Below are 25,740 nucleotides of genomic sequence, written 5' to 3'. Positions count from 1 at the left end.
GCAAACCGGAACGGCCGATTACGGAATCTCGAATTCCGGATCACAGGATCCCTGAGCCACCACTCGCATACTCTCCCTATACCGCCCCCCGGGTCCAGAATGCTTCCGACTCATGGTGGCCCGTGAACAGCGTGGCCCACGCCACGTACAAGTACCCCGCAAAGCCTTTCGGCGGGCGTGAGGCGGGCCCGAGGGCCGGTGGATCCCATCGATCCGCCGGCCCTCAGCCGTACGTGCGGGGAGTCGGGCGGGCCGGTACCGGACCGGTCAGCGCGCCATGATCAGGCTCATGGCCTCGGCACGCGTCGCCGGGTCGCGGAGCTGCCCGCGTACCGCCGAGGTCAGTGTCTTCGCACCGGGCTTGCGGATACCGCGCATCGACATGCACATGTGCTCGCACTCCACCACGACGATGACGCCGCGCGGCTCCAGGATCTTCATCAGCGACTCGGCTACCTGGGTGGTGAGCCGCTCCTGTACCTGCGGCCGCCGGGCGTAGACGTCCACCAGCCGGGCCAGCTTCGACAGGCCGGTGATCTTGCCGCTGGTCGCCGGGATGTACCCGACGTGCGCCACCCCGTGGAACGGCACCAGGTGGTGTTCACAGGTGCTGAACACCTCGATGTCCTTGACCAGCACCATCTCGTCGTGGCCGAGGTCGAACGTGGTCGTCAGGACGTCCTCGGGCGCCTGGTACAGGCCCGCGAATATCTCCTTGTACGCCCGCGCCACCCGCCCCGGGGTCTCCCGCAGCCCTTCCCGGTCCGGGTCCTCGCCCACGGCGATGAGCAGCTCACGTACGGCCGCCGCGGCTCGCTTCTCGTCGAACTCGCCGATCGAATCCTGGCCGTCCAGCGTCACCGGGTCGGTCATCTCTGTGCCTCGTTCCTCTGAGCCGTCAGCTGCGTGGACATATCCGCGCAGATATACGAAAGCCGCGCCCCCACAGGCTAAACCTGGAGGGCGCGGCTTCCATTCCGGGCCGGGCCGAACCCCCTGTGACGGGGGGTCGCACGGGTCCGGTGCTAGCTCTCGGGACGCTCCTCGGGGATCGACTCCGTGCCGGGGACCGTGTCCGCGACCGAGGTGCCGTTCGCCGTGGTGGCGCTGTTGGTGAGGGCGAGCTCCTTCGGGGAGAGCACCGGCGGCCGGGTGGACGGCGTGCGCCGGGCGGAGCCGGTCCACGCCGGACGTGCCGGACGCCTGACGATCGGAGCGAAGATCTCGGCGATCTCCGCCTTGCCGAGGGTCTCCTTCTCAAGGAGCTGGAGAACCAGTGCGTCCAGAACGTCTCGGTTCTCGACCAGGATCTCCCACGCGTCGTTGTGCGCGCTCTCGATGAGCTTCTTGACCTCTTCGTCGACCAGCGCGGCGACCTCTTCCGAGTAGTCGCGCTGATGGCCCATCTCGCGGCCCACGAACGGTTCGGTGTTGTCGCCGCCGAACTTGATCGCGCCGAGCCGCTCCGTCATGCCGTACTGCGTGACCATCGCGCGGGCCGTTGCGGTGGCCTTCTCGATGTCGTTCGCAGCGCCGGTCGTCGGATCGTGGAAGACCAGCTCCTCGGCCGCGCGCCCGCCCAGCATGTAAGCCAGCTGGTCGAGCATCTCGTTGCGCGTCGTGGAGTACTTGTCCTCCTCCGGGAGCACCATCGTGTAGCCGAGGGCGCGGCCGCGGGAGAGGATCGTGATCTTGTGGACCGGGTCCGACTGAGGTGAGGCCGCCGCGACCAGGGCGTGTCCGCCCTCGTGGTACGCGGTGATCTTCTTCTCCTTCTCGGACATGATCCGGGTCCGCTTCTGCGGACCCGCCACGACGCGGTCGATGGCCTCGTCGAGCATGTCGTTGTCGACGAGCTTCAGATTGCTGCGCGCCGTGAGGAGCGCCGCCTCGTTCAGCACGTTCGCCAGGTCGGCACCGGTGAAGCCGGGCGTACGACGGGCAACGGCGCCGAGGTCGACGTCCGGTGCGACCGGCTTGCCCTTCTGGTGGACCTTCAGGATCTCCAGCCGGCCCAGCATGTCCGGCCGGTCGACCGCGATCTGCCGGTCGAAGCGGCCCGGACGCAGCAGCGCCGGGTCGAGGATGTCCGGCCGGTTCGTGGCGGCGATCAGGATGACGCCGCCCTTCACGTCGAAGCCGTCCATCTCGACGAGCAGCTGGTTCAGCGTCTGCTCGCGCTCGTCGTGACCGCCGCCCATGCCCGCACCGCGGTGCCGGCCCACGGCGTCGATCTCGTCGACGAAGACGATCGCCGGAGCGTTCGCCTTGGCCTGCTCGAAGAGGTCACGCACTCGGGAGGCACCGACACCGACGAACATCTCGACGAAGTCGGACCCGGAGATCGAGTAGAACGGGACGCCCGCCTCGCCGGCGACGGCGCGTGCGAGCAGCGTCTTGCCGGTACCGGGGGGCCCGTACAGCAGGACACCCTTGGGGATCTTGGCGCCGACGGCCTGGAACTTCGCCGGCTCCTGGAGGAACTCCTTGATCTCGTAGAGCTCCTCGACCGCCTCGTCCGACCCCGCCACGTCGGCGAAGGTCGTCTTCGGGGTGTCCTTGGTGATCAGCTTGGCCTTGGACTTGCCGAACTGCATGACCTTGGAGCCGCCACCCTGCATCTGGTTCATCAGAAACAGGAAGACAACCACGATGAGAACGAACGGCAGCAGCGAGAAGAGGATCGAGACGAACGGGGACTGCTTCGACGGCGAGACGGTGTAACCCTTCTCGATGTCACCGCTCTCGAACTTCTTCTGCAGCGTGTCGGCCAGCTCGACGCCCTGGTTGCCGATGTAGCTCGCCTGGAACTTGCTGCCGGACTCGCCGGAGAGTTTCTGGCCGTTCTTCAGCTCAATCTTGAGGATTTGATCGTCACCGGTGGTGAGCTTGGCCTGCTCCACCTGGTTCTTACTGATCGCCTGGATCACCTTGCCGGTGTCCACCGTCTTGTAGCCGCCGCCCGAGCCGACGACATTCATCAACACGACCACGGCGAGGACGGCCAGCACGATCCACATGACCGGCCCACGGAAGTATCGCTTCACGTCCATCCATACGGAGCGAAGTCGCCCCGTCCCTCCTGCCCGTAGGTAAATGCTGCGTGTGAGTAAAGACTGTTCCTCGGACGGTACCCCAGCATTGTCACCGAAGACCGCCGGGGACGTCTGTCAAACCCGCCCTCGAAGGCTCAACGGCGGGGTAACGGTGAGGGTTCCCCGGAGTCGGCGCGGCTTGCGCGGGTCTGCTCGCGTCCTGGTCAGCCGCCGTAGACGTGCGGGGCGAGAGTGCCGACGAAGGGGAGGTTGCGGTACTTCTCGGCGTAGTCGAGCCCATAGCCGACGACGAACTCGTTGGGGATGTCGAAGCCGACCCACTTGCAGTCGAGCGCTACCTTCGCCGCGTCCGGCTTGCGCAGCAGGGCGCAGATCTCCAGCGAGGCGGGCTCGCGCGAACCCAGGTTCGACATCAGCCAGGACAGGGTCAGGCCCGAGTCGATGATGTCCTCGACGATCAGGACGTGCTTGCCCTTGATGTCGGTGTCCAGGTCCTTGAGGATCCGGACGACACCGGAGGACTGGGTGCCCGCGCCGTACGAGGAGACGGCCATCCAGTCCATGGTGACGGGGGTGGACAGGGCGCGCGCCAGGTCCGCCATGACCATCACCGCGCCCTTGAGGACACCGACGAGGAGCAGGTCCCTGCCCGCGTACTCCACGTCGATCTTCGCGGCCAGCTCGACGAGCTTCGCGTCGATCTCTTCCTTGGTGAGGAGCACCGACTGAAGGTCGGTGCCCATGTCCTTCTCGTTCACCCGCGTCTCTTTCTTTGCCTGCCGGGTCCGGGTGGTGTCCCGGACCTGCGCGGCCGCTCGCCTGCATGTCAGCCGCTTGTGCGTCAGCTCTGCCGAATCACCAGTCTGCCACCCTGGCGCAGGGCTTCGACGCGGCCGGGCAGGTTGATGGCCTGCTGGCCGCGCCAGCCGGTGATGAGACGGTCGACTTCCTCGATGTGCCGGGCGAACAGGGAACCGGCAGGGGAGCCCGCCTCTATGGCCGCGCGGCGCAGTACCCGGCGGCGTACGGCGGGCGGCAGGACGCAGAGCTTGGCGCACTCCAGCCGGCCCGCTTCGTCGCGTACGTCACGGCCGGCCTCGGCGGCCCAGGTGTCCAGGGCGTCGGCGTCGTCGCGGGAGAGCTGCGCCGTACGGGCCAGGGCCCCGACGACTCCTTTGCCCAGCGCCTTCTCCAGGGCGGGCAGTCCCTCGTGGCGCAGCCGGGAGCGGGTGTAGGCGGGGTCGATGTTGTGCGGGTCGTCCCAGACCGTCAGGGACTGGACCAGACAGGCCTTGCGGGCGGTCTGCCGGTCGAGCTGGAGGAAGGGGCGGCGGTAGCGGCCGGCCGGGCCGGACGCGGCGGCCATGCCGGAGAGGGAGCGGATACCGGAGCCGCGGGCGAGGCCCAGCAGCACCGTCTCCGCCTGGTCGTCGCGGGTGTGGCCGAGCAGGACGGCGGCGGCGCCGTGGCGTTCGGCCGCCGCGTCCAGTGCGGCGTAGCGGGCGTCGCGGGCGGCGGCCTCGGGCCCGCCGCCCTGGCCGACCCGCACCGCGACGGCCTCGACCGGGTCGAGGTCCATGGCGGTGAGGCGGCCGGCGACCTCGGTGGCCCGGGTGTCGGAGCCGTCCTGGAGGCCGTGGTCGACGGTGATGCCGCCGGCCCGGACGGCGAGTTTGCGGGCCTCGAAGGCGAGGGCGGAGGCGAGCGCCATGGAATCGGCGCCACCGGAGCATGCCACCAGCACCAGGGGGGTACCGGGGCGTTCGGGGAGTGCGGCGCGCCGCCGGCCGGCGCCGGCTTCGGCGAGCTCGGGGTGCGGGGCGCGTCCGGCGTGCGGAGCGCGTTCGGTCTGTTCGGCGAAGTCGGTGAGTACGTCGTGGAGTACGCGGCGGACCGCCAGGCGTATCGCCGCGACCGCAGGATGGGGACCCATGTCCGGTGCCCTTCGTGAAGTTTCGGAGAGGTGCCTCGGAGTGCCGGGACAGGAAAGAGTGCCGTCACTCAGAGTGCGTCGATGGTGACAGAGCAATGCCGTTCATCGAGCATTGCACGGCTTCCCATGCCCCTACGGTCCCTCGGATGGGTGATTACCGGCGCGTTTACCTGTGGCCACGAGCCCCTGTTCGCGCCGTGATCATGACTCTGCCTTACGGTGCACCCTCGCGATCCAGTCCGCCGGCCCCGCGATCTCCGCCTTCGTCGGAAGGGTGTTGGGCGACGTCCAGACCCGGTTGAAGCCGTCCATGCCGACCTCGTCGACCACGGCGCGCACGAACCGCTCTCCGTCCCGGTACTGGCGCAGCTTGGCGTCGAGGCCCAGGAGCTTGCGCAGCGCCTGGTCGAGCCGGCTCGCCCCGCGCGCCCTGCGCTGCTGGAACTTCTCCCGGATCTCGCCGACGGAGGACACCACCTCGGGGCCGACACCGTCCATCACGTAGTCCGCGTGCCCCTCCAGCAGGGACATCACCGCGGTGAGCCGGCCGAGGATCTCGCGTTGGGCGGGGGTCTGCACGACCTCGACGAGGCTGCGCCCGCCGTCCTCGCCCTCCTCGCCCTCGGGCCGGCCGCCGGCCAGCGACTGCGCGGCCTCGCGGAGCCGTTCCAGCACCGTCATCGGGTCGACGTCGGTCTCGTCGAGGAATGACTGGATCTCGCCCTGGAGATGGTCACGGAGCCAGGGCACCGCGGTGAACTGGGTGCGGTGGGTCTCCTCGTGCAGGGCGACCCAGAGGCGGAAGTCGTGCGGGTCGACCTCCAGCTCCCGTTCGACGTGGACGATGTTCGGCGCGACCAGCAGCAGCCTGCCGCCGCCGTCGGCCGACGCGGGGAGGTCACGGGTGGCGGGGGCGAACGTCTCGTACTGGCCGAGGACCCGGGAGGCCAGGAACGACAGCAGCATCCCCACCTCCACCCCGGTCACCTTGGAGCCGACCGCGCCGAGCACGGCGCCGCCCGCGCCGCCGCCGCGCCGCTCCTCCATCTTGTCCAGGAGGGGGCGCAGCAGCTCGCGGAAGCCCGCCACGTTCGCCTTGATCCAGCCGGCCCGGTCGACGACCAGGACCGGGGTGTCCTCCGGCTCGGAGCCCTCCGGGATCATCCGGGTGAAGGCGCGGACGTGTTCCTCCGCGGCCTTGGCGTGCCTGCGCAGCTCCGCGACGACCTCGCGGGCCTCCTCGCGGCTGATCTCGGGTCCCGGCCGCACAAGCCGGGTCGCGGTCGCAACCGCGAGATTCCAGTCGACCATCCCCGCACCACCGATGCTCGTCATGCGTCAACCGTACGTGCTCGGCCCTTGATGCGGTGAGGTGTTGACCGGCTGCCTCTCAGCGCTTGCCGGCGGCCAGCGCGGTGGCGAGCGAGTCCAGGGCGGCCTGGGCGCCGGACGGATCGGTGGTGCCCGACGCCAGGAAGGCGAACGCGAGCAGCCGGCCGTGTCCGTCGACGACCGTGCCCGCAAGGGTGTTGACGCCGGTGAGGGTCCCGGTCTTGGCGCGGATCAGACCGGTGCCCCCGGCCTCCGTCGTGTAGCGGCCGCTCAGCGTGCCGCTGAAGCCGGCCACCGGGAGCCCGGTGAGGACGGGCCTAAGTTCGGGGTGGTCCGGATCGGCCGTACGGGCCAGCAGACCGGCGAGCAGCGCGGCGGTGACCTTGTCCTGGCGGTTCAGTCCGCTGCCGTCGGCGAAGTTCACGCCCCTGAGCGGCAGTTTCAGCTTCTTCAGCTGGGCGGTGACGGCCCGTCGGCCGCCGGCGAAGTCCGCCGGTTCGCCCGCGGCCAGCGCGGTCTGCCGGGCGAGCGCCTCGGCGATGTCGTTGTCGCTGTTGGTCAGCGCCCGCTCGACGAGGCCGGACAGCGGGACGGAGAGGTGCCTGGCGACCGCCCTGGACTTCGCGGAGGCCCGCCCCGAGCCGGGTCCGGACCCGGTGTCGATCCCGGCCTCGCCCAGCAGCTCGCCGAAGGCGTCGGCGGCGTCCCGGGCGGGGTCGGTGCTGCGCGGGGCGGGTCCGCTCGCGGTGTCGTCGAGGCGCCCCTCGTCGACCATCAGGGCGCTCAGCGGGGCGATGTTCTCGTTGGGGCCGATCGGGTGGAGCGCGGGCCCGGAGTAGCCGGAGACGTCGTACCTGAGCCGGACCTCGCGGACCCCGGAGTCCTTCAGGGCGCGTGCGGTGTCGGCGGCCAGGGCGCGCAGGGCCGCCCGGTCCAGGGTGGGGTCGCCGCCGCCGACCAGGGTCACGGTGCGGGAGTCCGCGGAGGCCCGGACGGTGGTGGGGATGCGGTGGTCGGGGCCGAGCGCGGTCAGGGCCGCGACCATGGTGGCGATCTTGACCGTGGAGGCCGGCGTCATGGGGGCGTCGGCCCCCTTGCCGTACAGCCGCCTGCCGGTGGCGGTGTCGATGACGACGGCGCTGCGCCGGGTGCCGAGCGCGGGGTCCTTCAGCAGCGGGCCCAGTACGGCGCGGAGTTCGGCCGCCGCACCGCCGGGGGCGTCCGGCGCGGACCGGTTGGCGGCGGTGCCCAGCGCCGCGAGCACGGCCGGGGCGCTGGGCGCGGGGGCCGGTCCGCCGGGCGCGTCGGGGTCGTGATGTGCGCCACCTGTACGGGCCCGAGCGGCCGCCCAGTCCTGCTCGGCCTTACGCTGACCCGAGTCCCAGGGACCGGCGGCCAGGACGGCGCCGGCGGCGAGCGCCAGGCCGAGAACGGCGGAGACGGCCGTGAACTGCCAGTTGTTCAGCCCGTTCCGCAGGTCGAGGTGGTCCGTCAGGGCCGTGCCGCTCAGCCTGCCGAACGGATTGATCGACGGTCTTTTCACCGGCTCGGCCACCGTTGACCAGCCCCTTTCGCGAGCACACATCCCCGTGGGGGACACTTAACCATCAGTCGTATGTGTTGATCATGGAGGAGCCACCCGTGGAGTTCGACGTCGTTATCGAGATCCCGAAGGGTTCGCGGAACAAGTACGAGGTGGACCACGAGACCGGTCGGATCCGTCTGGACCGTCGACTCTTCACCTCGACCAGCTACCCGGCGGACTACGGTTTCGTCGAGAACACCCTCGGCGAGGACGGCGACCCGCTGGACGCGCTGGTCATCCTGGAGGAGCCGACCTTCCCCGGCTGCCTCATCAAGTGCCGCGCGATCGGCATGTTCCGGATGACGGACGAGGCCGGCGGCGACGACAAGCTGCTGTGCGTACCGGCCTCCGACCCCCGGGTGGAGCACCTGCGCGACATCCACCACGTGTCGGAGTTCGACCGCCTGGAGATCCAGCACTTCTTCGAGGTCTACAAGGACCTGGAGCCCGGCAAGTCCGTCGAGGGCGCCGACTGGGTCGGCCGCGCCGAGGCCGAGGCCGAGATCGAGAACTCGTACAAGCGCCTTGAGGCGCAGGGCGGCGCGCACTGACGTTCCACCCGGCTTCCTCGACGGTACTGATCACGGTTCCGTTTTACCGTTCTGGGCAGGCGACGGGCGGTACACCTTCACCGGTGTGCCGCCCGTTTCGCGTGGGCGGCAGGCTCCGCGGCCATACTGGGCAGGAGCGTTGCCGAAGACGCGCAGCCGATGATGAGTGAGGTCAGTGGTGGCGGAGCCGGGCGGTCCTGAGGACCAGAAGCCCCAGGCAGACGAGGCACGCAGCGCGTTCTCCCAGCCTGCCGGGGTGGGGAAGTCGGCGCCGCCGTCCGAGGAGGACCACCCGACCTCGGAGTTCGCCCTTCCGTCCGGCCTGACGCCTGAGCCGCCGGGTTCGGGATCCGGCTCGGGAGCGGGTTCCGCTTCCGGTTCCGGAACGGCCTCGGGACCGGACACGACCGGCTCGGCCTTCGCCCCGCCACGCACCTACAGCGCCCGGGACTCGCCCGCCTTCACGCCCGCGCACGGCATCCCGATGATCCGGCTGACCAAGGAAGCCCCCTGGCAGGACCGGATGCGCACGATGCTGCGGATGCCGGTGGCCGAGCGCCCGGCGCCGGAGCCGGCCCAGAAGCCCGACGACGCGGGTCCCGCGGTGCCGCGCGTGCTCGACCTGACGCTGCGTATCGGGGAGCTGCTGCTGGCCGGCGGTGAGGGCGCCGAGGACGTCGAGGCGGCGATGTTCGCCGTGACCCGAAGCTACGGTCTGGACCGCTGCGAACCGACCGTCACCTTCACGCTGCTGTCGATCTCGCACCAGCCCTCGCTGGTCGACGACCCGGTGACGGCGAGCCGTACGGTACGCCGCCGCGGCACCGACTACACCCGGCTGGCCGCGGTGTTCCGGCTCATCGACGACATCAACACCGAAGAGGCCGAGGTCTCGCTCGAAGAGGCCTACCGGCGCCTCGCGGAGATCCGCCGCAACCGGCACCCCTACCCCGGCTGGGTACTCACACTGGCCGCCGGCGGGCTGGCCGGCGCGGCATCGGTGCTGGTCGGCGGCGGGTTCCTGGTGTTCCTGATCGCGGCGCTCGGCGCGATGCTCGGGGACCGGCTGGCCTGGCTGTGCGCCGGGCGCGGGCTCCCGGAGTTCTACCAGTTCGTCGCCGCCGCGATGCCGCCCGCCGCGATGGGGGTGGCGCTCACGCTCACCCACTGGTCCGACGTACGGCCGTCGGCGGTCATCACCGGTGGGCTGTTCGCGCTGCTTCCGGGACGGGCCCTGGTGGCGGGGGTGCAGGACGGCCTGACCGGCTACTACATCACGGCGGCCGCGCGGCTCCTCGAAGTCATGTACTTCTTCATCGGCATCGTCGCCGGTGTGCTGCTGGTGCTGTACGGAGGCCTCCAGCTGGGCGCCCAGCTGAACCCGGAGGCGCGGCTCATCTCGCACGACCGGCCGGTGATCCAGATCCTGGCGTCGATGGTGCTGAGCCTGGCCTTCGCGATCCTGCTCCAGCAGGAACGTTCCACCGTGCTGGCGGTGACCCTCAACGGCGGTGTGGCCTGGGTGATCTTCGGGGCGCTGACCCGGACCAGCGGTGTCTCGCCGGTGGCGGCCACGGCGGTGGCCGCCGGTCTCGTGGGTCTGTTCGGGCAGTTGTTCTCGCGGTACCGCTACACCTCGTCGCTGCCGTTCATCACGGCCGCGATCGGTCCGCTGCTGCCCGGCTCCGCGACGTACTTCGGTCTGCTGGGCATCGCGCAGGACCAGCTCGACCGGGGTCTCGCCTCACTGTCGACCGCGGTGGCGACGGCCGGGGCCATCGCCATCGGGGTGAACCTGGGAAGCGAGATCTCCCGGCTGTTCATGCGGGTGCCGGGTGCGGTCGGTGGCGCGAACCGCCGCGCGGCCAAGCGGACGCGCGGCTTCTGATGCCCTGCGGAGGGCTCGCGAGGACCCGGCACGGACTGGCCCGGGACGGGCGTCAGCGCTTGGCGTGACGGCCGCGGCGCCCGGCGCTGCCGCCTCCGGCGGTCGGGTCCTGGCTCTCGTCGTCCGCTGCGACCGCGGCCGCTCGCTTCTTCGACTTGCCGCGGGCGCGCAGGAACTCGATGCCGATCGGCACGACCGAGATCAGCACGATCAGGATGAGCATCGCCTCGATGTTCTCGTGCACGAACCGGATCTTGCCCAGGACCGCGCCCAGGAGCGTCACCCCGACGCCCCACAGGACCCCGCCGATGATGTTGAACGTGATGAACGAGCGGTAGTTCATCCGGCTCACACCGGCGATGATCGGCGTGAACGTGCGCACGACGGGCACGAAGCGGGCCAGGATCAGCGACTTCGGGCCGTACTTCTCGAAGAACTCGTGGGCCTTCTCGACGTTCTCCTGCTTGAAGAGCCGGGAGTCCGGACGGTTGAAGAGCGACGGGCCGACCTTGCGGCCGAAGAGATAGCCCACCTGGTCGCCGATGATCGCCGCCAGTGCGACCAGGAGGCAGACCAGCCACAGCGGGGTGTGCAGCTTGCCCGTCGTCACCAGCAGACCCGTGGTGAACAGCAGGGAGTCCCCGGGCAGGAAGAACCCGATCAGCAGCCCGGACTCGGCGAAGATGATGACCAGGACACCGATCAGCCCGAACTGCCCGATGAGATAGTCCGGGTCCAGCCAGCTCGGTCCGAGCGCAAGCGTATTCAAGGGTCCGGGCTCCAGGATGTGGTCGATGGTGGCTGCGTGGCCGCCCAAAGCTATCAACGCAACGGAGCCCCTCCGGGTTCCGCTGGCCCCCGTGGAGATGCGCGCGGGGCGAACCGGGGCAAAACTCGGTCCCAGGAGGTGCCACAACCATGGGCATTGAGGACTACGGCGGTGGTCAGACGGCACAGGCCGATGTGCTGGTCGTCACCACCAATGACGTACCCGGCCACCAGGTCACCCAGGTCATCGGTGAGGTGTTCGGCCTGACCGTTCGGTCCCGGCATCTGGGCAGCCAGATCGGCGCCGGTCTGAAGTCCATGATCGGCGGCGAGCTGAAGGGGCTGACCAAGACGCTCGTCGAGACCCGCAACCAGGCCATGGAACGGCTGGTCGAGCAGGCGAAGGCCCGGGGCGCCAACGCCGTGCTGATGATGCGCTTCGACGTGTCCGAGGCGGCCGACGTGGGCACGGAGGTCTGCGCGTACGGAACGGCCGCGGTGATCAGCAAGTTCTGAGCGTTTACGGGGGTGGGGCGCCCCACCCCCGTCAGCACGCGTCCGCCTGCCCCCGGCGCCTACTCCTGACGCTCCGCGTTGGCGTTGACGGCGTCCCGCAGATGCTCGGCGAGCCCTGTCCGTATCGACTCGTAGAACGCCTTGAACTGCGGATCGGCCACATACATCTCGCCGAGCCCCCGGTGGATCTCCGGCGTGCACTCGTAGAACCAGGTCGTGATGTGGAGCCGGTGCTCCTCCGCGAGATCCATCGCGCGCTCACCGGTGGCCGGTTCACCGGCCTCCATCAGCGCGTCGTAGCGCTCGCCCCAGGAGGCGGCCTCCGCCTGCATCCGCCGCCAGTCCTCCTTGGTGTAGCGGGCGGCCCGGCGCTGCGACTCGGCGTAGGTGTCGGTGTGGCCCCATCGCCGCTCCGCCTCCTCGGCATGGCGCTCCGGGTCCTTGTCCCCGAAGACCTCGAACTTCTCCTCGGGCGTGAGATTGATGCCCATCCTCCGTGCCTCCATGGCTGTCTCGACCGCTGCGGCCATCCGCTGCAGTCCGGCGATCCGGTCCGACAGCAGCGCGTGCTGCCGGCGCAGGTGCTCCTGCGGGTCCGCGGCCGGGTCGTCGAGCAGGGCCGCGATCCCGTCGAGCGGGAAGCCGAGCTCCCGGTAGAACAGGATCTGCTGGAGCCGGTCGAGGTCTGCGCCGTTGTAACGCCGGTGGCCCGCGTGGCTGCGCCCGCTGGGCGAGAGCAGCCCGATGCCGTCGTAGTGGTGCAGGGTGCGCACCGTGACCCCGGCGAATCCGGCGACCTGTCCCACGGAGTGCTCCATCGCTCCGCGCTCCTTTCCGTGTGCTGGGTACGTGTCCGAGCCTGCGCCCTGACGTGGCGTGAGGTGCAACCTCGAAAGGCCGCCACGCTCCGGCCTTTTGGGGGGTTACGGGGCTTTTGCCTCGCTATGGTGAGCCGATGTCCACCGACTCCGCCGTGTCCGCCGAACCGGTCTCCGCGCGCCGGCTGCTGTCGCTCCTCGTGCCCGCCCTGGCCGTTGGAGTGGTCTCGGCCCTGGTACTGCTCGGCGTCAGCCTGCTCTCGGACAAGCTTCAGGACGTGCTCTGGCAGACGCTGCCGGACGCCCTGTCCATCGGCCGGTACTCCTCGCTGTGGATGATCGTGATGCTCACCGCGACGGGCCTGGTGACGGGGCTGGTCATCCGGGCGGTGCCCGGCCGGGCCGGGCCCGACCCGGCGACCACCGGCCTGGTCGATCCGCCGCTGCCGCCGGGCACGGTGCCGGGCCTGCTGGCCGTGACGGTCCTGGCCCTGGCGGGCGGGGTCAGCCTGGGCCCGGAGAACCCGATCACCGCCGCCAACATCGCGCTGGCCTGCTGGGCGGGCCGGCGGTTCGCGCCGGACTCCCCGGCCGCCGTATGGCTCGCGCTCGCCGCGGCGGGCACCATCGGCGCGCTCTTCGGCACACCCGTCGCCGCCGCGCTGATCCTCACCGAGACGCTCGCCTCCCGCTCCGGGCCCGGAGCCCTCTGGGACCGGCTCTTCGGTCCCCTCGCGGCCGGCGCGGCCGGGGCTCTCACCATGAACCTGGCCGCCCACCCCAGCTTCGACCTGTCGCTGCCCGCGTACACCCACACCCACTGGGGCGACCTGCTCTCCGCGATCGTGATCGCCTCGGCCGGGGCGGTGCTGGGGCTGGCGGCGGTGTACGCCTTCCCGTACGTGCACAAGGCCTTCCGCGCCCTGCCGCACCCGGTCCTGGCGCTGACGCTGGGCGGAGTCCTGCTCGGCCTGCTCGGAGCGCTCGGCGGCCACCTCACCCTGTTCAAGGGACTGGACGAGGTCAAGGAGCTCACCGCCGACCCGGACGGCCGGTCGGCCGCCGAGTTCGGGCTCATGGCGGTGGTGAAGACCGCGGCCCTGCTGATCTCCGCGACCTGCGGCTTCCGGGGCGGCCGGATCTTCCCGGCCGTCTTCTCCGGCGTCGCACTCGGCCTGTGCGCCCACGCACTCGTCGACGCGGTGCCGGTGTCCCTCGCGGTGACCTGCGGGGTGCTGGGGGTGCTGCTGGCCATCACCCGCACGGGCTGGCTCAGCCTGTTCACGGCCGCGGTCCTGGCCTCCGACATGAACCTGCTCCCGCTGCTCTGCGTCGCCTCGCTGCCGGCCTGGCTGCTGGTGACGGGACGTCCGCAGATGCAGCTGAGGAAGGACGGCACTCCGCTGCGGTGAACCCGGACGGCCCTGCCTGCGCGCCGCACGGCCGGACTGTCCGTATCGTCGGATTCGTACGGCCTCGCGGCCAGGAACCGAGAAGGGCAGGTCGGCGATGCCGCTCCACAAGGGCTCACCCCGCAGAGAACCGTCCGCAGAGCAGCGCAGGCTGGCCCTCAACCCGTTCTTCGGGGAGGCCGACCCGACGGCGGGGATGGAGTCGGCCCCACCCCGGCACAAGCTGCCGGACGGGGCGCTGCCGCCCGCCACCGCGTACCGCCTGGTCCACGACGAGCTGATGCTCGACGGCAATTCACGGCTCAACCTCGCCACCTTCGTCACCACCTGGATGGAACCCCAGGCCGGGGTGCTGATGAGCGAGTGCACCGACAAGAACATGATCGACAAGGACGAGTACCCGCGCACCGCCGAGCTGGAGCGGCGCTGTGTGGCGATGCTCGCCGACCTCTGGAACGCCCCCGATCCCTCGACGGCCGTGGGCTGTTCGACGACCGGGTCCAGCGAGGCCTGCATGCTGGCCGCGCTCGCGCTCAAGCGCCGCTGGTCCAAGCGGAACGCCGACCGCTACCCGGCGACCGCCCGGCCCAATCTGGTCATGGGCGTGAACGTGCAGGTCTGCTGGGACAAGTTCTGCACGTTCTGGGAGGTCGAGCCGCGCCTCGTCCCGATGGAGGGCGACCGCTTCCACATCGACCCGCAGGCCGCCGCCGACCTCTGCGACGAGAACACCATCGGCGTGGTCGGCATCCTCGGCTCCACCTTCGACGGCTCCTACGAGCCCATCGAGGAACTGTGCGCCGCCCTCGACGCCCTCCAGGAGCGCACCGGCCTCGACATCCCCGTCCATGTGGACGGGGCGTCCGGGGCGATGGTGGCGCCGTTCCTGGACGAGGACCTGGTCTGGGACTTCCGGCTCCCCCGGGTCTCATCGATCAACACCTCGGGGCACAAGTACGGGCTGGTCTACCCGGGTGTCGGCTGGGCGCTGTGGCGCTCGCCCGCCGAGCTGCCCGAGGAGCTCGTCTTCCGGGTCAACTACCTGGGCGGCAACATGCCGACCTTCGCACTGAACTTCTCCCGGCCCGGCGCCCAGGTGGTGGCGCAGTACTACACCTTCCTGCGGCTGGGCCGGGAGGGCTACCGGGCCGTGCAGCAGGCGTCCCGGGACGTGGCGCGCGGCCTGGCCGAACGGATCGAGGACCTGGGCGACTTCCGGCTCCTCACCCGGGGCGACCAGCTGCCCGTGTTCGCGCTGACGACCGCGCCGGAGGTGACGGCGTACGACGTCTTCGACGTGTCGCGGCGGCTGCGCGAGCGCGGCTGGCTGGTGCCGGCGTACACCTTCCCCGCGAACCGCGAGGACCTTTCGGTGCTGCGGATCGTGTGCCGCAACGGATTCTCCTCGGACCTCGCGGAACTGCTGCTGGAGGACCTGCGGCTGCTGCTGCCCGAACTGCGCGGCCAGGAACACCCGTTGAGCCGGGACCACGGTCCGGCCACGGCCTTCCACCACTGAGAGGCCGGCGGCGGCGGCTGAACCCTCAGCGGTTCAGCCGCGCGAACCGTCCTGCCGCCAGCGGGAGGAACACCGCGAGCAGCGCCAACGGCCAGAGCACCGCGAGGAGTCCGGCGTGGGTGGCGGCCCAGGAGTCCCCGCCGCCGCCCGGGTTGCCGAACAGTCGGCGCACCGCCGTGGCCGTCGCCGACATCGGGTTCCACTCGACGACCGCGCCCAGCCACCCCGGCATCGACTCCGGCACCGCGAACACGTTGGAGAGGAAGCCGACCGGCCAGACCAGGATCTGCACGGCCTGCACCATTTCCGGCCGCCCGGCCACCAGCGCCAGCAGGATGCCGAACCACAGCATCGCGAACCGCAGCAGCAGGAGCAGCCCCACCGCCCCCAGCGCCGCGGCCGGCCCGTCGTGCCAGCGCCAGCCCATCGCGTACCCCACCGCGGTCATCACGGCGAGGGCGGCCACCGACTGGAGCATGTCCGCGACGGACCGGCCGACCAGCACCGCGCCGGAGGCCATCGGCATCGAACGGAACCGGTCGACGACCCCCTTGTTCAGGTCCTGGGTCACCGCGAGCATGGTCGACTCCAGGCCGAAGGCCATGGTGAGCGCGAGCATGCCGGGCACCAGGTACTCGGCGGTGTCGCCCTGGACGCCCCGGCCGCCGCCGACCAGGTAGTTGAACATCAGCAGGAGCATCACGGGGAAGACCAGACCCACGACGACCTGCACCGGCTGCCGTGCCCAGTGCGCCAGTTCGCGCCGGGTCATGGTCCAGGAATCGGATACCGCCCAGCCCACCGTGCTCATGCCGCCACCTCCGCGCCGTGCGGCCCGTGCCCGGTCAGGGACAGGAACACCTCGTCCAGCGTCGGCCGGCGCACCGCGATGTCCTGCGCCTCGATGCCCGCCTCCGCCAGCACCCGTACGGTCCGGGCGAGCGTCGCCATCCGGTCCCCGGCCGGTGCGCCGGCCAGCCGCCGGTCCCGGTCCACCACCGCGCCGCCCGTCAGCAGCCCGGCCGCCCGGTCCAGTTGCGCCGCGTCGCGGACGACGACGTCGATCCGGTCGCCGCCCACCAGCGCCTTCAGCTCGTCGGCAGTGCCCTCGGCGGCCACCCGTCCGCCGTCGACCAGCGAGATCCGGTCCGCGAGCTGATCGGCCTCCTCCAGGTACTGGGTGGTCAGCAGTACGGTCGTGCCACCGCCCACCAGGGAGCGCACGGCCGCCCACACCTCGGCCCGGCCGCGCGGGTCGAGTCCGGTGGTCGGCTCGTCCAGGAAGAGCACCTCCGGGTCCGTGATCAGCGAGGCGGCCAGATCGAGCCGCCGCCGCATACCGCCGCTGTACCGCGCGACCGCCTTGCGGCCGGTGTCCGCGAGCCCGAACCGGTCCAGCAGCTCGTCCGCCCGGACGCCCGCCCGGCGTGCGCCCAGGTGGTACAGCCGTCCGAACATCTCCAGGTTCTGCCGGCCGCCGAGCTGCTCGTCGACCGCCGCGTGCTGCCCGAGCAGCCCGATCCGGCGCCGGACCTCGCCCGCCTCCCGCCGTACGTCGTGCCCCGCCACCTCCACCCGGCCCTCGTCGTGCCGCAGCAGCGTCGACAGGATGCGGACCGCGGTGGTCTTTCCCGCGCCGTTGGGGCCGAGCACCGCGTGCACGGTGGAGCGGGCGACCGCGAGGTCCAGGCCGTCCAGGGCCCGCTTCGCGCCGTATCGCTTGTGCACTCCCTCGACGACGATCGCGTCGGTCAAAATCGTCACACCCTCCCGTAGTCAAACTTGACTAGCGAGGGAAAGGTAACCGGCCGCACCGCATTCGTCAAACTTGATTAGTGATCATCCCCGGGATCGGCGACACCAGTGGCGTAGGGGTTCTCCTCGCCCTCGGCGAGCACGCCGAGGAACGGCTCGCCCTCACCCGCGAAGGTGTACGCCCCGCCCTCGATCCGGGCGATCAGCCCACGCGTCCAGTCGGCGCCGGCGTCCGCCGAGTGCACCCACATGTTCATGATCTCGCCGATGTGGCCGATCGACTCGGGGCCCGCCTCCGGCGTGTAGTACTCGGTGACCGACGCCCGCCACGTGGCCAGTCCCGCCACCCGCTCCTTGAGCAGGGACACCGCCTCGGACCGCTCCAGGTCGACGATGCCGCCCAGGCCCGCCGACAGCACGTCCAGCTTCTGGTCGTACGAGGTCAGCGCCGCGCGCAGCAGCGTGAAGTACTCCTCGTCGCCCTGCTCGGTGATCTCGTACTCGGTACGCGGCGGGCCGCCGGCCGTGCTCGGGGCGACCTCGTGGGCGAGCAGGACGCCCTGCTTCGCCATCTGCTTCAGTGCGTGGTAGATCGATCCCGGCTTGGCACTGGACCACTCGTGGGCGCCCCAGTACTCCAGGTCGTTGCGGATCTGATAGCCGTGCGCCCGGCCGTGCTGCCGCACGGCACAGAGGACCAGTAGCCGGATCGCGGACATACCCACACACCTCTCTACTCAACTTTGACGAGAGTAGCCGTGCGCGATTCAGAGCGGGAAGACGCTCCGGCCGTGCTGGATCGATATCCACTTCTGGGTGGTGAAGGCGTCCACCGTCGCCTCACCGTTCAGCCGGCCCGTCCCGGACTGCTTCTCGCCGCCGAAGGCGACCAGCGGGTCGTCCTGGACGGTGGCGTCGTTGACGTGGAACATCCCGCTGCGGATCCGCCGGGCGAACCGGACCCCGCGTTCGGCGTCCGCGGTGTGCACGGCGCCACTGAGCCCGTACGGGCTGTCGTTGGTCATCCGTACGGCCTCCTCCTCGCCGTCGAACGTGACCAGCAGGGCCACCGGGCCGAAGATCTCCTGGGAGAGCAGCGGGGAGTCGTCCGCGAGTCCGGCGAGCACGGTGGGCTCCACGAGGTTGCCGCGGGTGCGGCCCCGGACCAGCGCCGTGGCCCCGTCCGCGATCGCCTGGTCGACCAGCGCGGTCAGGGCGTCCGCCTGGAAGGTGTTGATGACGGGGCCGATCTGGGTGTCCGGGTCACGCGGGTCCCCGGTCCGCAGCGCCGCCACGCGTGCGGTGAACTTCTCGGTGAACTCGGGCGCGACGGCCCGGTCCACCAGTATGCGGTTGGCGGCCATGCAGACCTGGCCCTGGTAGACGAAGCGGCTGAAGACCGCGGCGTCGACCGCGTAGTCGATGTCCGCGTCGTCGAGCACCACCAGGGCGCTGTTGCCACTGAGTTCGAGGATGGTGCGCTTGAAGAGCGCCCCCGCCGTCGCGCCGACATGGCGGCCGACCCGGTCCGATCCGGCGAAGGAGATCACCTTGGGGACGGGGTGCTCTATGAACGCGTCGCCTATCTCGGCCACGTCGGTGACCAGGATGTTGAGCAGTCCGGCCGGCAGGCCCGCGTCGTGGAAGATCTTGGCGACCAGCCCGCCGCCGACCACCGGGGCGTTCTGGTTGGGCTTGACGACGACCGCGTTGCCGAGCGCCAGGGCCGGTGCGGCCGACTTCATCGTCACCAGGAAGGGGAAGTTGAAGGCGCTGATGACGCCGACGACCCCGACGGGCCGCCGGTAGAGCCGGTTCTCCTTGCCGTCCACCGGGGACGCCAGGATCCGGCCGCCGGGGTGCAGCGCCTGATGGGCGGCCTCGCGCAGGAACTCCTGGGCGGCGCGGAGTTCGTACCACGCCTTGGACCGGGTGCCGCCCAGCTCGTCGATGACCGCCTCGACGATCTCGTCGGCCAGCTCCTCGGTGATGCGCAGGGCCCGCTCCATGACCCGGGCGCGCTCGTACGGACTCGTGGTGGCCCAGGTCCGCTGCGCGCGCTCGGCGGCGCGGTAGGCGCGGTCGACCTCTTCGACGGTGGCGATGGTGATCGCGGCGAGCTTTTCCCCGTTGTAGGGATTGAAATCAATGATGTCCCACGAGCCGGTGCCGGTGCACCATTCACCGTCGATGTACTGGTCGGCCAGCTCGCGGAAGAAGGACATGCGATCCCTTACTGCAGGTGCAGACTCCTGTGGGGGTGTCATGGTACTGAAACTTCAGGAGAGTTGGAGTAGACCACGGAGCAGATCCCGGCTCTCCTCGGGACCCGGGCTGTCCGCGTGGAGCCGCACCATCGCCTTTTCGTACTGGGCGACTTCTTCGGCCTTGTCCAGATAGAGCGCACTTGTCAGCTGCTCCAAATAGACAATGTCCGACAGATCGGATTCCGGGAATCGCAGCATCGTAAAAGAACCGCTCTCCCCCGCATGTCCGCCAAAACTGAAGGGCATCACTTGGAGGGTGACGTTCGGCTGTTCCGACATTTCGATCAGATGCCGCAATTGTTCGCGCATCACCTCGCGTCCGCCGTACGGCCGGCGCAACGCCGCCTCGTCCAGCACGGCGTGGAAGCGGGGGGCCCGCTCCGCGACGAGCGCCTTCTGCCGCTCCAGCCGCAGCGCGACCCGGCGGTCGATCTCGGCAGCGGGGGCGCCGCGCATGCCCCGCGAGACGACCGCGTGGGCGTACCCCTCGGTCTGCAACAGCCCGTGCACGAACTGGACTTCGTAGATCCGGATGAGCGAGGCCGCCCCTTCCAGACCGATGTATGTCTGGAACCAGCCGGGCAGCACATCACCGAAACTGTGCCACCAGCCTGCCACGTTGGCCTCACGGGCCAGGCCGAGCAGGGAGTCGCGCTCCACCTCGTCCGTGACGCCGTAGAGCGTGAGCAGGTCCTCGACGTCCCTGGCCTTGAAGCTCACCCGTCCCAACTCCATGCGGCTGATCTTCGATTCGGAAGCCCGGATGGAGTAGCCGGCCGCCTCACGGGTGATACCGCGCGAGTCACGCAGCCGTCTGAGCTGTGAGCCCAGCAGGATGCGCCGCACCACGGATCCACTCGACTCGCCTGCCGCCACTGGTCCAACCCTCCCCATCGCTTCCCGGGCATCGGGGCTCCCCCTGAACCCCAAGAGCCGGATTCTGCCATCAAAACGCTTCAGCCCGTACTCATTCGATTACGGAAATGGGAAGACTTGCCCAAGACTCCAAAACTCTACACAGGAAGAAATGAGCAAGAACCGGCACGGGATCGGACAGGTCAGGCGCGTGCACGTGCATCTGCCCTTGCATCTGCCCTGCGCATTCGGAACCATGGGCGTCGCGCACCTGCGTGCTCGTTCGTGTTGTGCCGCTGTACCCGAGTACCCGTAGTACCGAGACAGCCGCGAATCCCGGGAGTGCCTCGCATGGGGACGAATGGATCGACGATGCTCGAGCCGTTACGGCAGGGGCTTCCCCCCATCGATCCCTCTGCCGTCGCCGGATCAGCCACCTGTACGCTGCCCGCCCGTTACGAGGCCGTCGGCGGGGCCAGGCAGTTCACCCGGTCGACCCTGACCGGCTGGGATCTGAGCGAGCGGTTCGACGATGTCGCGCTCGTCGTCTCCGAACTGGTCACCAACGCCCTGCGGCACGCGCTGCCCGCCGACATCCCGCGCGAACCCCAGGACCCGCCGGTGCGGCTGCACTTGATGCGCTGGACCTCACGGCTGGTGTGCGCGGTACGCGACCCGAGCCGGGCGAGCCCGGTGGCGTCGGAGGCCGCCGACTCCGCGGAGTCCGGCCGCGGCCTCTTCCTGGTGGAGTCCTTCAGCGACTGCTGGGGCTGGCACCACTCACCCGTACTGAGTACGGAGGGCGCCCCCGGCGCCGCGCTGCGCGGGAAGGTCGTCTGGGCGCTCTTCCGGCTGTCCGACCCGGTGTGACACACCGCCGGGAGGGCCGTGCGACGCCGCGCACGACGGCGGGGCGCGGTGTCGCACGGCGGGACGGAGGTCAGCCCTCCGCTATGAGGTGGTCGAACTCCCCGTCCTTGACGCCGAGCAGCAGCGCCTCTATCTCGGCCGTCGTATAGACCAGCGCCGGACCGTCGGGGTGGCGCGAATTCCGCATCGCCACATCCCCGTCGGGCAGTTTCGCGAACTCCACGCAGGATCCCTGGGAGTTGCTGTGTCTGCTCTTCTGCCAGGCGACTCCGCGAAGCTCTGTCGCCGCCATGCCGTTGTACACGTGGTGCACAGGACGCTCCCCGAGTTGCAAGGTGCAAGTGTCAACTGTCTCGGATCATAGCTGTGTTCAATTTCCCCTGCATGAGCGGATGCATGGGCAGATGCACGTGCACGGGCGGTGTTCCTTTGATTACAGCTTCTCGCAGGAGAGACGAATGGCGGGCCGGTTCCGCTCCTGATTCCCCGAGTTGACCCCCTCAAGCCCCTTGCGACCCACTGGTAGCTTGGCTGGTCTTTCGTCATCCAGGGGGAATTCCGCATGCGCAAACTCGTACGTACCGGTGCAGTCGTCGCCACCGGCCTGCTGACCGCGCTCGCCCTCACCGGCTGTGGCGGCGACGGCGACAAGGGGGGCACGGACAAGGGTTCCGGCTCCGCCACGCCCCCGGCGCCCGTCGGCTCCGGCTCCGCGACGGGCGGCGGGGAGAGCGCTTCCACCGGCGGGCTCAAGGCCCTGGAGGGCGCCTGGGCCGGGCTGAGCGACGACAAGGCCGTGGTGCTGTCCGTCGCATCCGGGAAGGCCGTCGTCATCGCCGACTCCCATGTCTGCTCGGGCAGTGCCAAGGGCTCCGACAAGGTGACGCTGGAACTCAAGTGCACCGACGGCGACACCGGCCGGACCGCGGGGGCCGTCGAGTCCAACGACGGCAAGACCCTCGTCGTCTCGTGGGACGGCGGGACCAAGGACACCCTCGGCAAGACCGACGCCGACTCGCTCGAAGGACTGCCCGGCCTGCCGACCCCGTAACACCCGCGGCCGGTAACGCCCTTGACGGCCGGCCGACGTCACCGCGGTCTCAGTCGTCGTCGGACGCGCCGGGCCGCGAGCCGTCGTCCAGGCCGCGGGAGAACTCCTCCAGGGCTTCGAGCAGGAGGTCGGCCCCGCTCCGTACGACCGGGTCCGACCTCTGTTCGTGCAGCCGCTCCTCCTCGTCCCACTTCTTCAGCGCCTCCCGTACCGGCCCCCAGTCCGGCACCCGCCGCTCCCGCACCGCCTTCGCGCCCTGCTCGGTGGCCCGGCGCAACGCCTCGGCCAGCGGGGCGGCCTCCGGTACGGGGGTGGCGCCGCCCTCCGGTAGGTGCGCCTCCATCAGCATCGCGACCCGGCCGAGCTGGGAGAGGGCGTGCTGGGTGTCGTCCGCGGCGGCGCGCGAGAGACCGCGGTGGCGCACCGGTTCGTGCTGGGCGGTGGCCACCGCCTCCTGCCAGGCGACCCGGGCCGCACGGGTGCGCAGCAGCGCCCGGCGGACGTCGTCGTGACCGCGGTCGGCCGGATCGGCGTACTGGTCGACGACCGAGGCGGCGTACCGGCCGTCCTCCTTCAGCCAGTCACCGAGCCGGTTGCGCAGCCGCGGGGTCTCCCACGCCGGGTAGACGGCGTACGAGATCATCGCGAGGATCCCACCGACGAGGGTGAGGACGACCCGTTCCAGCACGGTCTGCGACCAGTCGCCACCCGCCATGCCCAGCAGGAAGACGACGTACGCGGCGACGCACGCCTGCCCGACCGCGTAGCCAGTGCGCATCAGCAGGTACATCAGCACGGCGCAGACCACGGCGAACACGGCGGACAGCTCCACACCGGGGTGGGCGGTCTGCACGATCGCGGTGGCGAGGAAGACCCCGACGACGGTTCCGCCGAAGCGGGCCACGGAGCGTTCGTACGTCTGGGAGAACTCCGGCCGCATCACCATGACGGCCGTCATCGGCGCCCAGTAGCCGTGGCCGTACGGCAGCAGGGTGCCCAGGAGGTAGCCGATGGCGGCGACGACGGAGACCCGGATGGCGTGCCGCAGGATCGGGGAGCCGTGGTGCAGTTCGCCGCGCATCGACTTGAGCACGACCGGGACCAGCCGCAGCAGGGTGGGGCGCTTCTGGTGCTCCGTCTGCCGCCGGCCCCGGCGCCGGCCCGCCTTGATGGCCTCGGCGGTCTCTTCGGCCTCGGCCCGTTCCTCCCTGGTGCCGTCGCCCTCGGCCGCCTCGATGACGTCGGAGAGCAGGGCGGCCAGCCGGTCGGCGGCGCGGAGCGGCGGGCCGGTGAGCAGCGCCCCGGTGTCGGGGGTCTTCAGGGCGGCGACGGCGGGCGCGGGGAGCCGCACCGGGTCGCCGTGCCGGATCGCCCTCGCCGCCGCGTCGAGCAGCGATGCGGCGGCGGCGAGCAGCTCACGGACCCGGTCGCGCTCCGGACCCTCGGCCGGTACGCCCATGGCCGGGTCCGCGAGCGAGGCGAGCACCGGTCTGATCCGCTCGGCGACCCCGCGTGAGCCGTGCAGTTCGGCCGGGCGGCTGCGGGCCTGGCGCGGGGTGACGGCGGCCGCGCTGCGGGCCTGCATCAGCGGCACCGGGTCGAAGTGGGCGACCGGGTCGTGGCGCAGCCTGCGGGCGTAGTCCGCCTCGGCGGCCAGCGCGTCGGCCAGGGCATCACGCTGGGCGCCCCATCTTCGGATCGGGACCAGCACGATCAGCGCCGCCTGGACCACTCCGCCGAACGCGATCACCGCCCCGTGCAGGGCCGCCTGCGCGACGGAGGTGGGCAGGGTGATCGTCACCAGCATGATCGCGACGTTGGACGCGGCGATGATGCCGCCCGTGGGGCCCGCCGCCCAGGCCAGTCCCGCGAGGAAGGTCCAGAGCACCAGCAGGAGCATGAAGAGCGCCAGCCGGGAACCGGTGACATAGCCGAGGAACGTGGATACCGCGAGGCTCGCGCCGGAGACGAGTGCGAGCACCGGACGCGGCCGCCAGCTGCGCTGAAAGGTGGCGATGGCCGCCTGGAACGCACCGAACGCGGAGCTGGCCGCGACCACGGGCCCGAAGAAGGCCAGGCTCACGCCCAGCACCAGGGCCAGACCGGCCGCGCCGCGGATGGCGATCAGCGGTTCGAGGCGCCGCCGCTCGATCGTCAGCCCCGAGCGGGCGGTCTCCTTCAGCGCCCGGAGCCAGCTCATGCGCAGAGCCTAACCGGATTTACCGTTATGCCCGACTTGTCGCGATCAATGGCCGGGCCCCGTCACCGAACCGGCCCCGCGGCCTCCGTCGCCCCGCCGTCCTCGCACCGGTTCACGCGATGCCGTCACCCGGAGATCTCCGGGGCGTCCGCGCCCATCCTGGCCCGGTCGGCGGCGGCCGTCCCGTGGGTCCAGCCGTCCGGGTCGATGGCGCCCCGCACCCGGGTGGTCGTGGTCTGCGGGAACATCCGCTCGGCGGTGTCCGTGACCGCCATGTCGCGGGCGGCCAGCACGGGCAGCAGCCCGGGGTCCGCCGCGGCGGACGGGCCGGCCACGCCGGCCTCGGCGTCGGCCGCCGCGGTGGCGCGGGCGGTGCCGTCGGCCAGCCGGCGGCCCAGCCGCTGGGCGTACGCCATCAGGAAGGACTGCCGGAAGGTCTTGGTCCGTTTGCGCCCGCCGGCCCGCTGCCCCGCCTCGGCCCTGGTCATCGCCACGTTGCCCTGTACCAGCAGCGAGGTGTGGAGCAGTTCCACCGCCTCCAGGTCCGCATCGAAGCCGACGACCGTCGTGAAGCCGAGATCGCTGTTCCACACGGCCCGGCAGCGGTTCGCGGAGGCGACGGCGTCGAGCAGGATCGCCTTGGCCGTCTCGTAGGGGGCGTCCACCCCGATCCGGCACGCGCCCGGCGCGCGGCTGCTGTGCGTACGGGCGGCGAGCAGCGCCTCGTCGATGCTGTGCCGGGCCATCAGTTCCTGCGCCTTGGTGGTGAGCGCCTCCGCCTCCTCGGGGAACCCGGTCGCCTCCGCCTTGGCCAGCAGTGCCCGGATACGGGTCAGCATGCGGGGTTCGCCGTGCGCGGGCGGAAGGCTCAGCCCGTCACGCGGCGCACCGGGCGGGGGCCCGACCGGCTCGATGGCGGGCAGCCGCAGGAGCAGCCGGTAGAGCCCGAGCAGCCCGGAGGCGTACGAGAACCGGTCGGGCCGGTTGGCCGGCGGCGCCGGCGGCAGCTCGTCCAGCTGGGGCTGCCAGCGGGGCGGCAGCCGCTCGTACCGCCGGACCTCCGAGGTGATCAGCCCGGCGGCCAGACCGGCCCCGTGCTCGTCGAGTTCGCGCCGGACGAGCCGCACGAGATCGGCGGGCAGCCAGCCGCGCTCCCAGGCGCGCCGGACGAACTCCTCGCCGCGCCGCAGCAGCTCGGCGTCGGCCGCCGGGTCGGCGGCGAGGAGGGAGGCACCGGTGTCGAGACCGGCGTCGCCGTCCGAGTACAGAGCAGCCGCGAATGCCTGGTCGATCACCGGTTCCATGAGGTCAGGGTAGGCGGGGCGGGTCCGGCGGAATTCATCCACAGGCTGTGGATGAATTCC

The 25,740-nt window shown here is 70.8% G+C and carries 23 protein-coding genes; 7 read left to right on the top strand and 16 right to left on the bottom strand.

The window, feature by feature from the left end; all coding sequences use genetic code 11:
• Positions 1–267: 267 nt before the first annotated feature.
• The 6 genes from folE to dacB form a co-directional block, all read right to left on the bottom strand.
• Positions 268–873: a GTP cyclohydrolase I FolE gene (folE, locus tag AB0I52_RS11205; RefSeq protein WP_363071154.1), complete on the bottom strand. Its 606-nt coding sequence runs from the start codon at positions 871–873 to the stop codon at positions 268–270.
• A gap of 152 nt (positions 874–1,025) precedes the next feature.
• Entirely contained in the window at positions 1,026–3,053 is a 2,028-nt protein-coding gene (gene ftsH / locus AB0I52_RS11200) for an ATP-dependent zinc metalloprotease FtsH (RefSeq protein ID WP_363071152.1), read from the bottom strand.
• Positions 3,054–3,259: 206 nt separating this feature from the next.
• Positions 3,260–3,799, bottom strand: coding sequence for a hypoxanthine phosphoribosyltransferase (gene hpt / locus AB0I52_RS11195; protein ID WP_363071257.1), 540 nt, complete (start codon positions 3,797–3,799; stop codon positions 3,260–3,262).
• A 98-nt stretch (positions 3,800–3,897) separates the two neighbouring features.
• Positions 3,898–4,989, bottom strand: a complete 1,092-nt coding sequence (gene tilS, locus AB0I52_RS11190) for a tRNA lysidine(34) synthetase TilS (RefSeq protein WP_363071150.1) — start codon at positions 4,987–4,989, stop codon at positions 3,898–3,900.
• Positions 4,990–5,190: 201 nt separating this feature from the next.
• The gene (locus AB0I52_RS11185; protein WP_363071148.1) at positions 5,191–6,324 is read right to left on the bottom strand and encodes a zinc-dependent metalloprotease; all 1,134 of its coding nucleotides are present in this window, start codon (positions 6,322–6,324) and stop codon (positions 5,191–5,193) included.
• A gap of 55 nt (positions 6,325–6,379) precedes the next feature.
• The gene (dacB, locus tag AB0I52_RS11180) at positions 6,380–7,876 is read right to left on the bottom strand and encodes a D-alanyl-D-alanine carboxypeptidase/D-alanyl-D-alanine-endopeptidase (RefSeq protein WP_363071146.1); all 1,497 of its coding nucleotides are present in this window, start codon (positions 7,874–7,876) and stop codon (positions 6,380–6,382) included.
• Between the two features lie 86 nt (positions 7,877–7,962).
• Here dacB and AB0I52_RS11175 point away from each other — a divergent pair, with 86 nt between their 5' ends.
• Together AB0I52_RS11175 and AB0I52_RS11170 are read left to right on the top strand one after the other, a co-directional pair.
• Positions 7,963–8,457 (top strand): inorganic diphosphatase, encoded by a 495-nt coding sequence (locus AB0I52_RS11175; RefSeq protein WP_123460069.1) that lies wholly within the window; start codon positions 7,963–7,965, stop codon positions 8,455–8,457.
• Positions 8,458–8,632: 175 nt separating this feature from the next.
• The gene (locus tag AB0I52_RS11170) at positions 8,633–10,345 is read left to right on the top strand and encodes a threonine/serine exporter family protein (RefSeq protein WP_363071144.1); all 1,713 of its coding nucleotides are present in this window, start codon (positions 8,633–8,635) and stop codon (positions 10,343–10,345) included.
• 52 nt (positions 10,346–10,397) lie between these two features.
• Here the strand turns inward: AB0I52_RS11170 and AB0I52_RS11165 are convergent, their stop codons facing one another.
• Positions 10,398–11,114, bottom strand: coding sequence for a VTT domain-containing protein (locus tag AB0I52_RS11165; RefSeq protein ID WP_363071142.1), 717 nt, complete (start codon positions 11,112–11,114; stop codon positions 10,398–10,400).
• 149 nt (positions 11,115–11,263) lie between these two features.
• Here AB0I52_RS11165 and AB0I52_RS11160 point away from each other — a divergent pair, with 149 nt between their 5' ends.
• Positions 11,264–11,629 (top strand): YbjQ family protein, encoded by a 366-nt coding sequence (locus AB0I52_RS11160; protein WP_363071140.1) that lies wholly within the window; start codon positions 11,264–11,266, stop codon positions 11,627–11,629.
• Positions 11,630–11,688: 59 nt separating this feature from the next.
• On the opposite strand, the gene AB0I52_RS11155 is transcribed toward AB0I52_RS11160, so the two are convergent.
• A complete protein-coding gene (locus AB0I52_RS11155) occupies positions 11,689–12,447 on the bottom strand; it encodes a MerR family transcriptional regulator (protein ID WP_363071138.1) in 759 nt (252 codons plus the stop codon).
• 137 nt (positions 12,448–12,584) lie between these two features.
• On the opposite strand from AB0I52_RS11155, the gene AB0I52_RS11150 reads away from it, so the two are divergent.
• Positions 12,585–13,859 carry an ion channel protein gene (locus AB0I52_RS11150; RefSeq protein WP_363071136.1) on the top strand — a complete coding sequence of 425 codons (1,275 nt, stop codon included), beginning with the start codon at positions 12,585–12,587 and terminating at the stop codon, positions 13,857–13,859.
• Positions 13,860–13,956: 97 nt separating this feature from the next.
• A complete protein-coding gene (locus AB0I52_RS11145; protein WP_363071134.1) occupies positions 13,957–15,378 on the top strand; it encodes a glutamate decarboxylase in 1,422 nt (473 codons plus the stop codon).
• Positions 15,379–15,403: 25 nt separating this feature from the next.
• On the opposite strand, the gene AB0I52_RS11140 is transcribed toward AB0I52_RS11145, so the two are convergent.
• From AB0I52_RS11140 to AB0I52_RS11120, 5 genes are all read right to left on the bottom strand, one after another.
• Positions 15,404–16,189 (bottom strand): ABC transporter permease, encoded by a 786-nt coding sequence (locus AB0I52_RS11140; RefSeq protein WP_363071132.1) that lies wholly within the window; start codon positions 16,187–16,189, stop codon positions 15,404–15,406.
• Positions 16,186–17,133 (bottom strand): ATP-binding cassette domain-containing protein, encoded by a 948-nt coding sequence (locus AB0I52_RS11135; RefSeq protein WP_363071255.1) that lies wholly within the window; start codon positions 17,131–17,133, stop codon positions 16,186–16,188. The genes AB0I52_RS11140 and AB0I52_RS11135 overlap by 4 nt, the downstream gene beginning before the upstream one ends.
• A 77-nt stretch (positions 17,134–17,210) precedes the next feature.
• Positions 17,211–17,852, bottom strand: a complete 642-nt coding sequence (locus tag AB0I52_RS11130; RefSeq protein ID WP_363071130.1) for a PadR family transcriptional regulator — start codon at positions 17,850–17,852, stop codon at positions 17,211–17,213.
• A gap of 48 nt (positions 17,853–17,900) precedes the next feature.
• Positions 17,901–19,358: an aldehyde dehydrogenase family protein gene (locus AB0I52_RS11125; RefSeq protein WP_363071128.1), complete on the bottom strand. Its 1,458-nt coding sequence runs from the start codon at positions 19,356–19,358 to the stop codon at positions 17,901–17,903.
• A 54-nt stretch (positions 19,359–19,412) separates the two neighbouring features.
• Positions 19,413–20,294 carry a helix-turn-helix transcriptional regulator gene (locus AB0I52_RS11120; protein ID WP_123460079.1) on the bottom strand — a complete coding sequence of 294 codons (882 nt, stop codon included), beginning with the start codon at positions 20,292–20,294 and terminating at the stop codon, positions 19,413–19,415.
• 333 nt (positions 20,295–20,627) lie between these two features.
• On the opposite strand from AB0I52_RS11120, the gene AB0I52_RS11115 reads away from it, so the two are divergent.
• The gene (locus AB0I52_RS11115) at positions 20,628–21,125 is read left to right on the top strand and encodes an ATP-binding protein (protein ID WP_363071126.1); all 498 of its coding nucleotides are present in this window, start codon (positions 20,628–20,630) and stop codon (positions 21,123–21,125) included.
• Between the two features lie 70 nt (positions 21,126–21,195).
• Here the strand turns inward: AB0I52_RS11115 and AB0I52_RS11110 are convergent, their stop codons facing one another.
• Positions 21,196–21,438, bottom strand: a complete 243-nt coding sequence (locus AB0I52_RS11110; RefSeq protein WP_363071124.1) for a DUF397 domain-containing protein — start codon at positions 21,436–21,438, stop codon at positions 21,196–21,198.
• Positions 21,439–21,687: 249 nt separating this feature from the next.
• Here AB0I52_RS11110 and AB0I52_RS11105 point away from each other — a divergent pair, with 249 nt between their 5' ends.
• The gene (locus AB0I52_RS11105) at positions 21,688–22,176 is read left to right on the top strand and encodes a hypothetical protein (protein ID WP_363071122.1); all 489 of its coding nucleotides are present in this window, start codon (positions 21,688–21,690) and stop codon (positions 22,174–22,176) included.
• A 49-nt stretch (positions 22,177–22,225) separates the two neighbouring features.
• Here AB0I52_RS11105 and AB0I52_RS11100 read toward each other — a convergent pair whose 3' ends face one another.
• Both AB0I52_RS11100 and AB0I52_RS11095 read right to left on the bottom strand, forming a co-directional pair.
• Positions 22,226–24,376 carry an FUSC family protein gene (locus tag AB0I52_RS11100; protein ID WP_363071120.1) on the bottom strand — a complete coding sequence of 717 codons (2,151 nt, stop codon included), beginning with the start codon at positions 24,374–24,376 and terminating at the stop codon, positions 22,226–22,228.
• Positions 24,377–24,501: 125 nt separating this feature from the next.
• Positions 24,502–25,680, bottom strand: coding sequence for a DUF2786 domain-containing protein (locus tag AB0I52_RS11095; RefSeq protein WP_363071118.1), 1,179 nt, complete (start codon positions 25,678–25,680; stop codon positions 24,502–24,504).
• Positions 25,681–25,740: the final 60 nt, after the last annotated feature.

The organism is Streptomyces sp. NPDC050423 (assembly GCF_040655445.1).
GTDB lineage: Bacteria > Actinomycetota > Actinomycetes > Streptomycetales > Streptomycetaceae > Streptomyces.
Note: the sequence above shows the minus strand (reverse complement) of the source record. Positions and strands in the feature narration are given on the sequence as shown.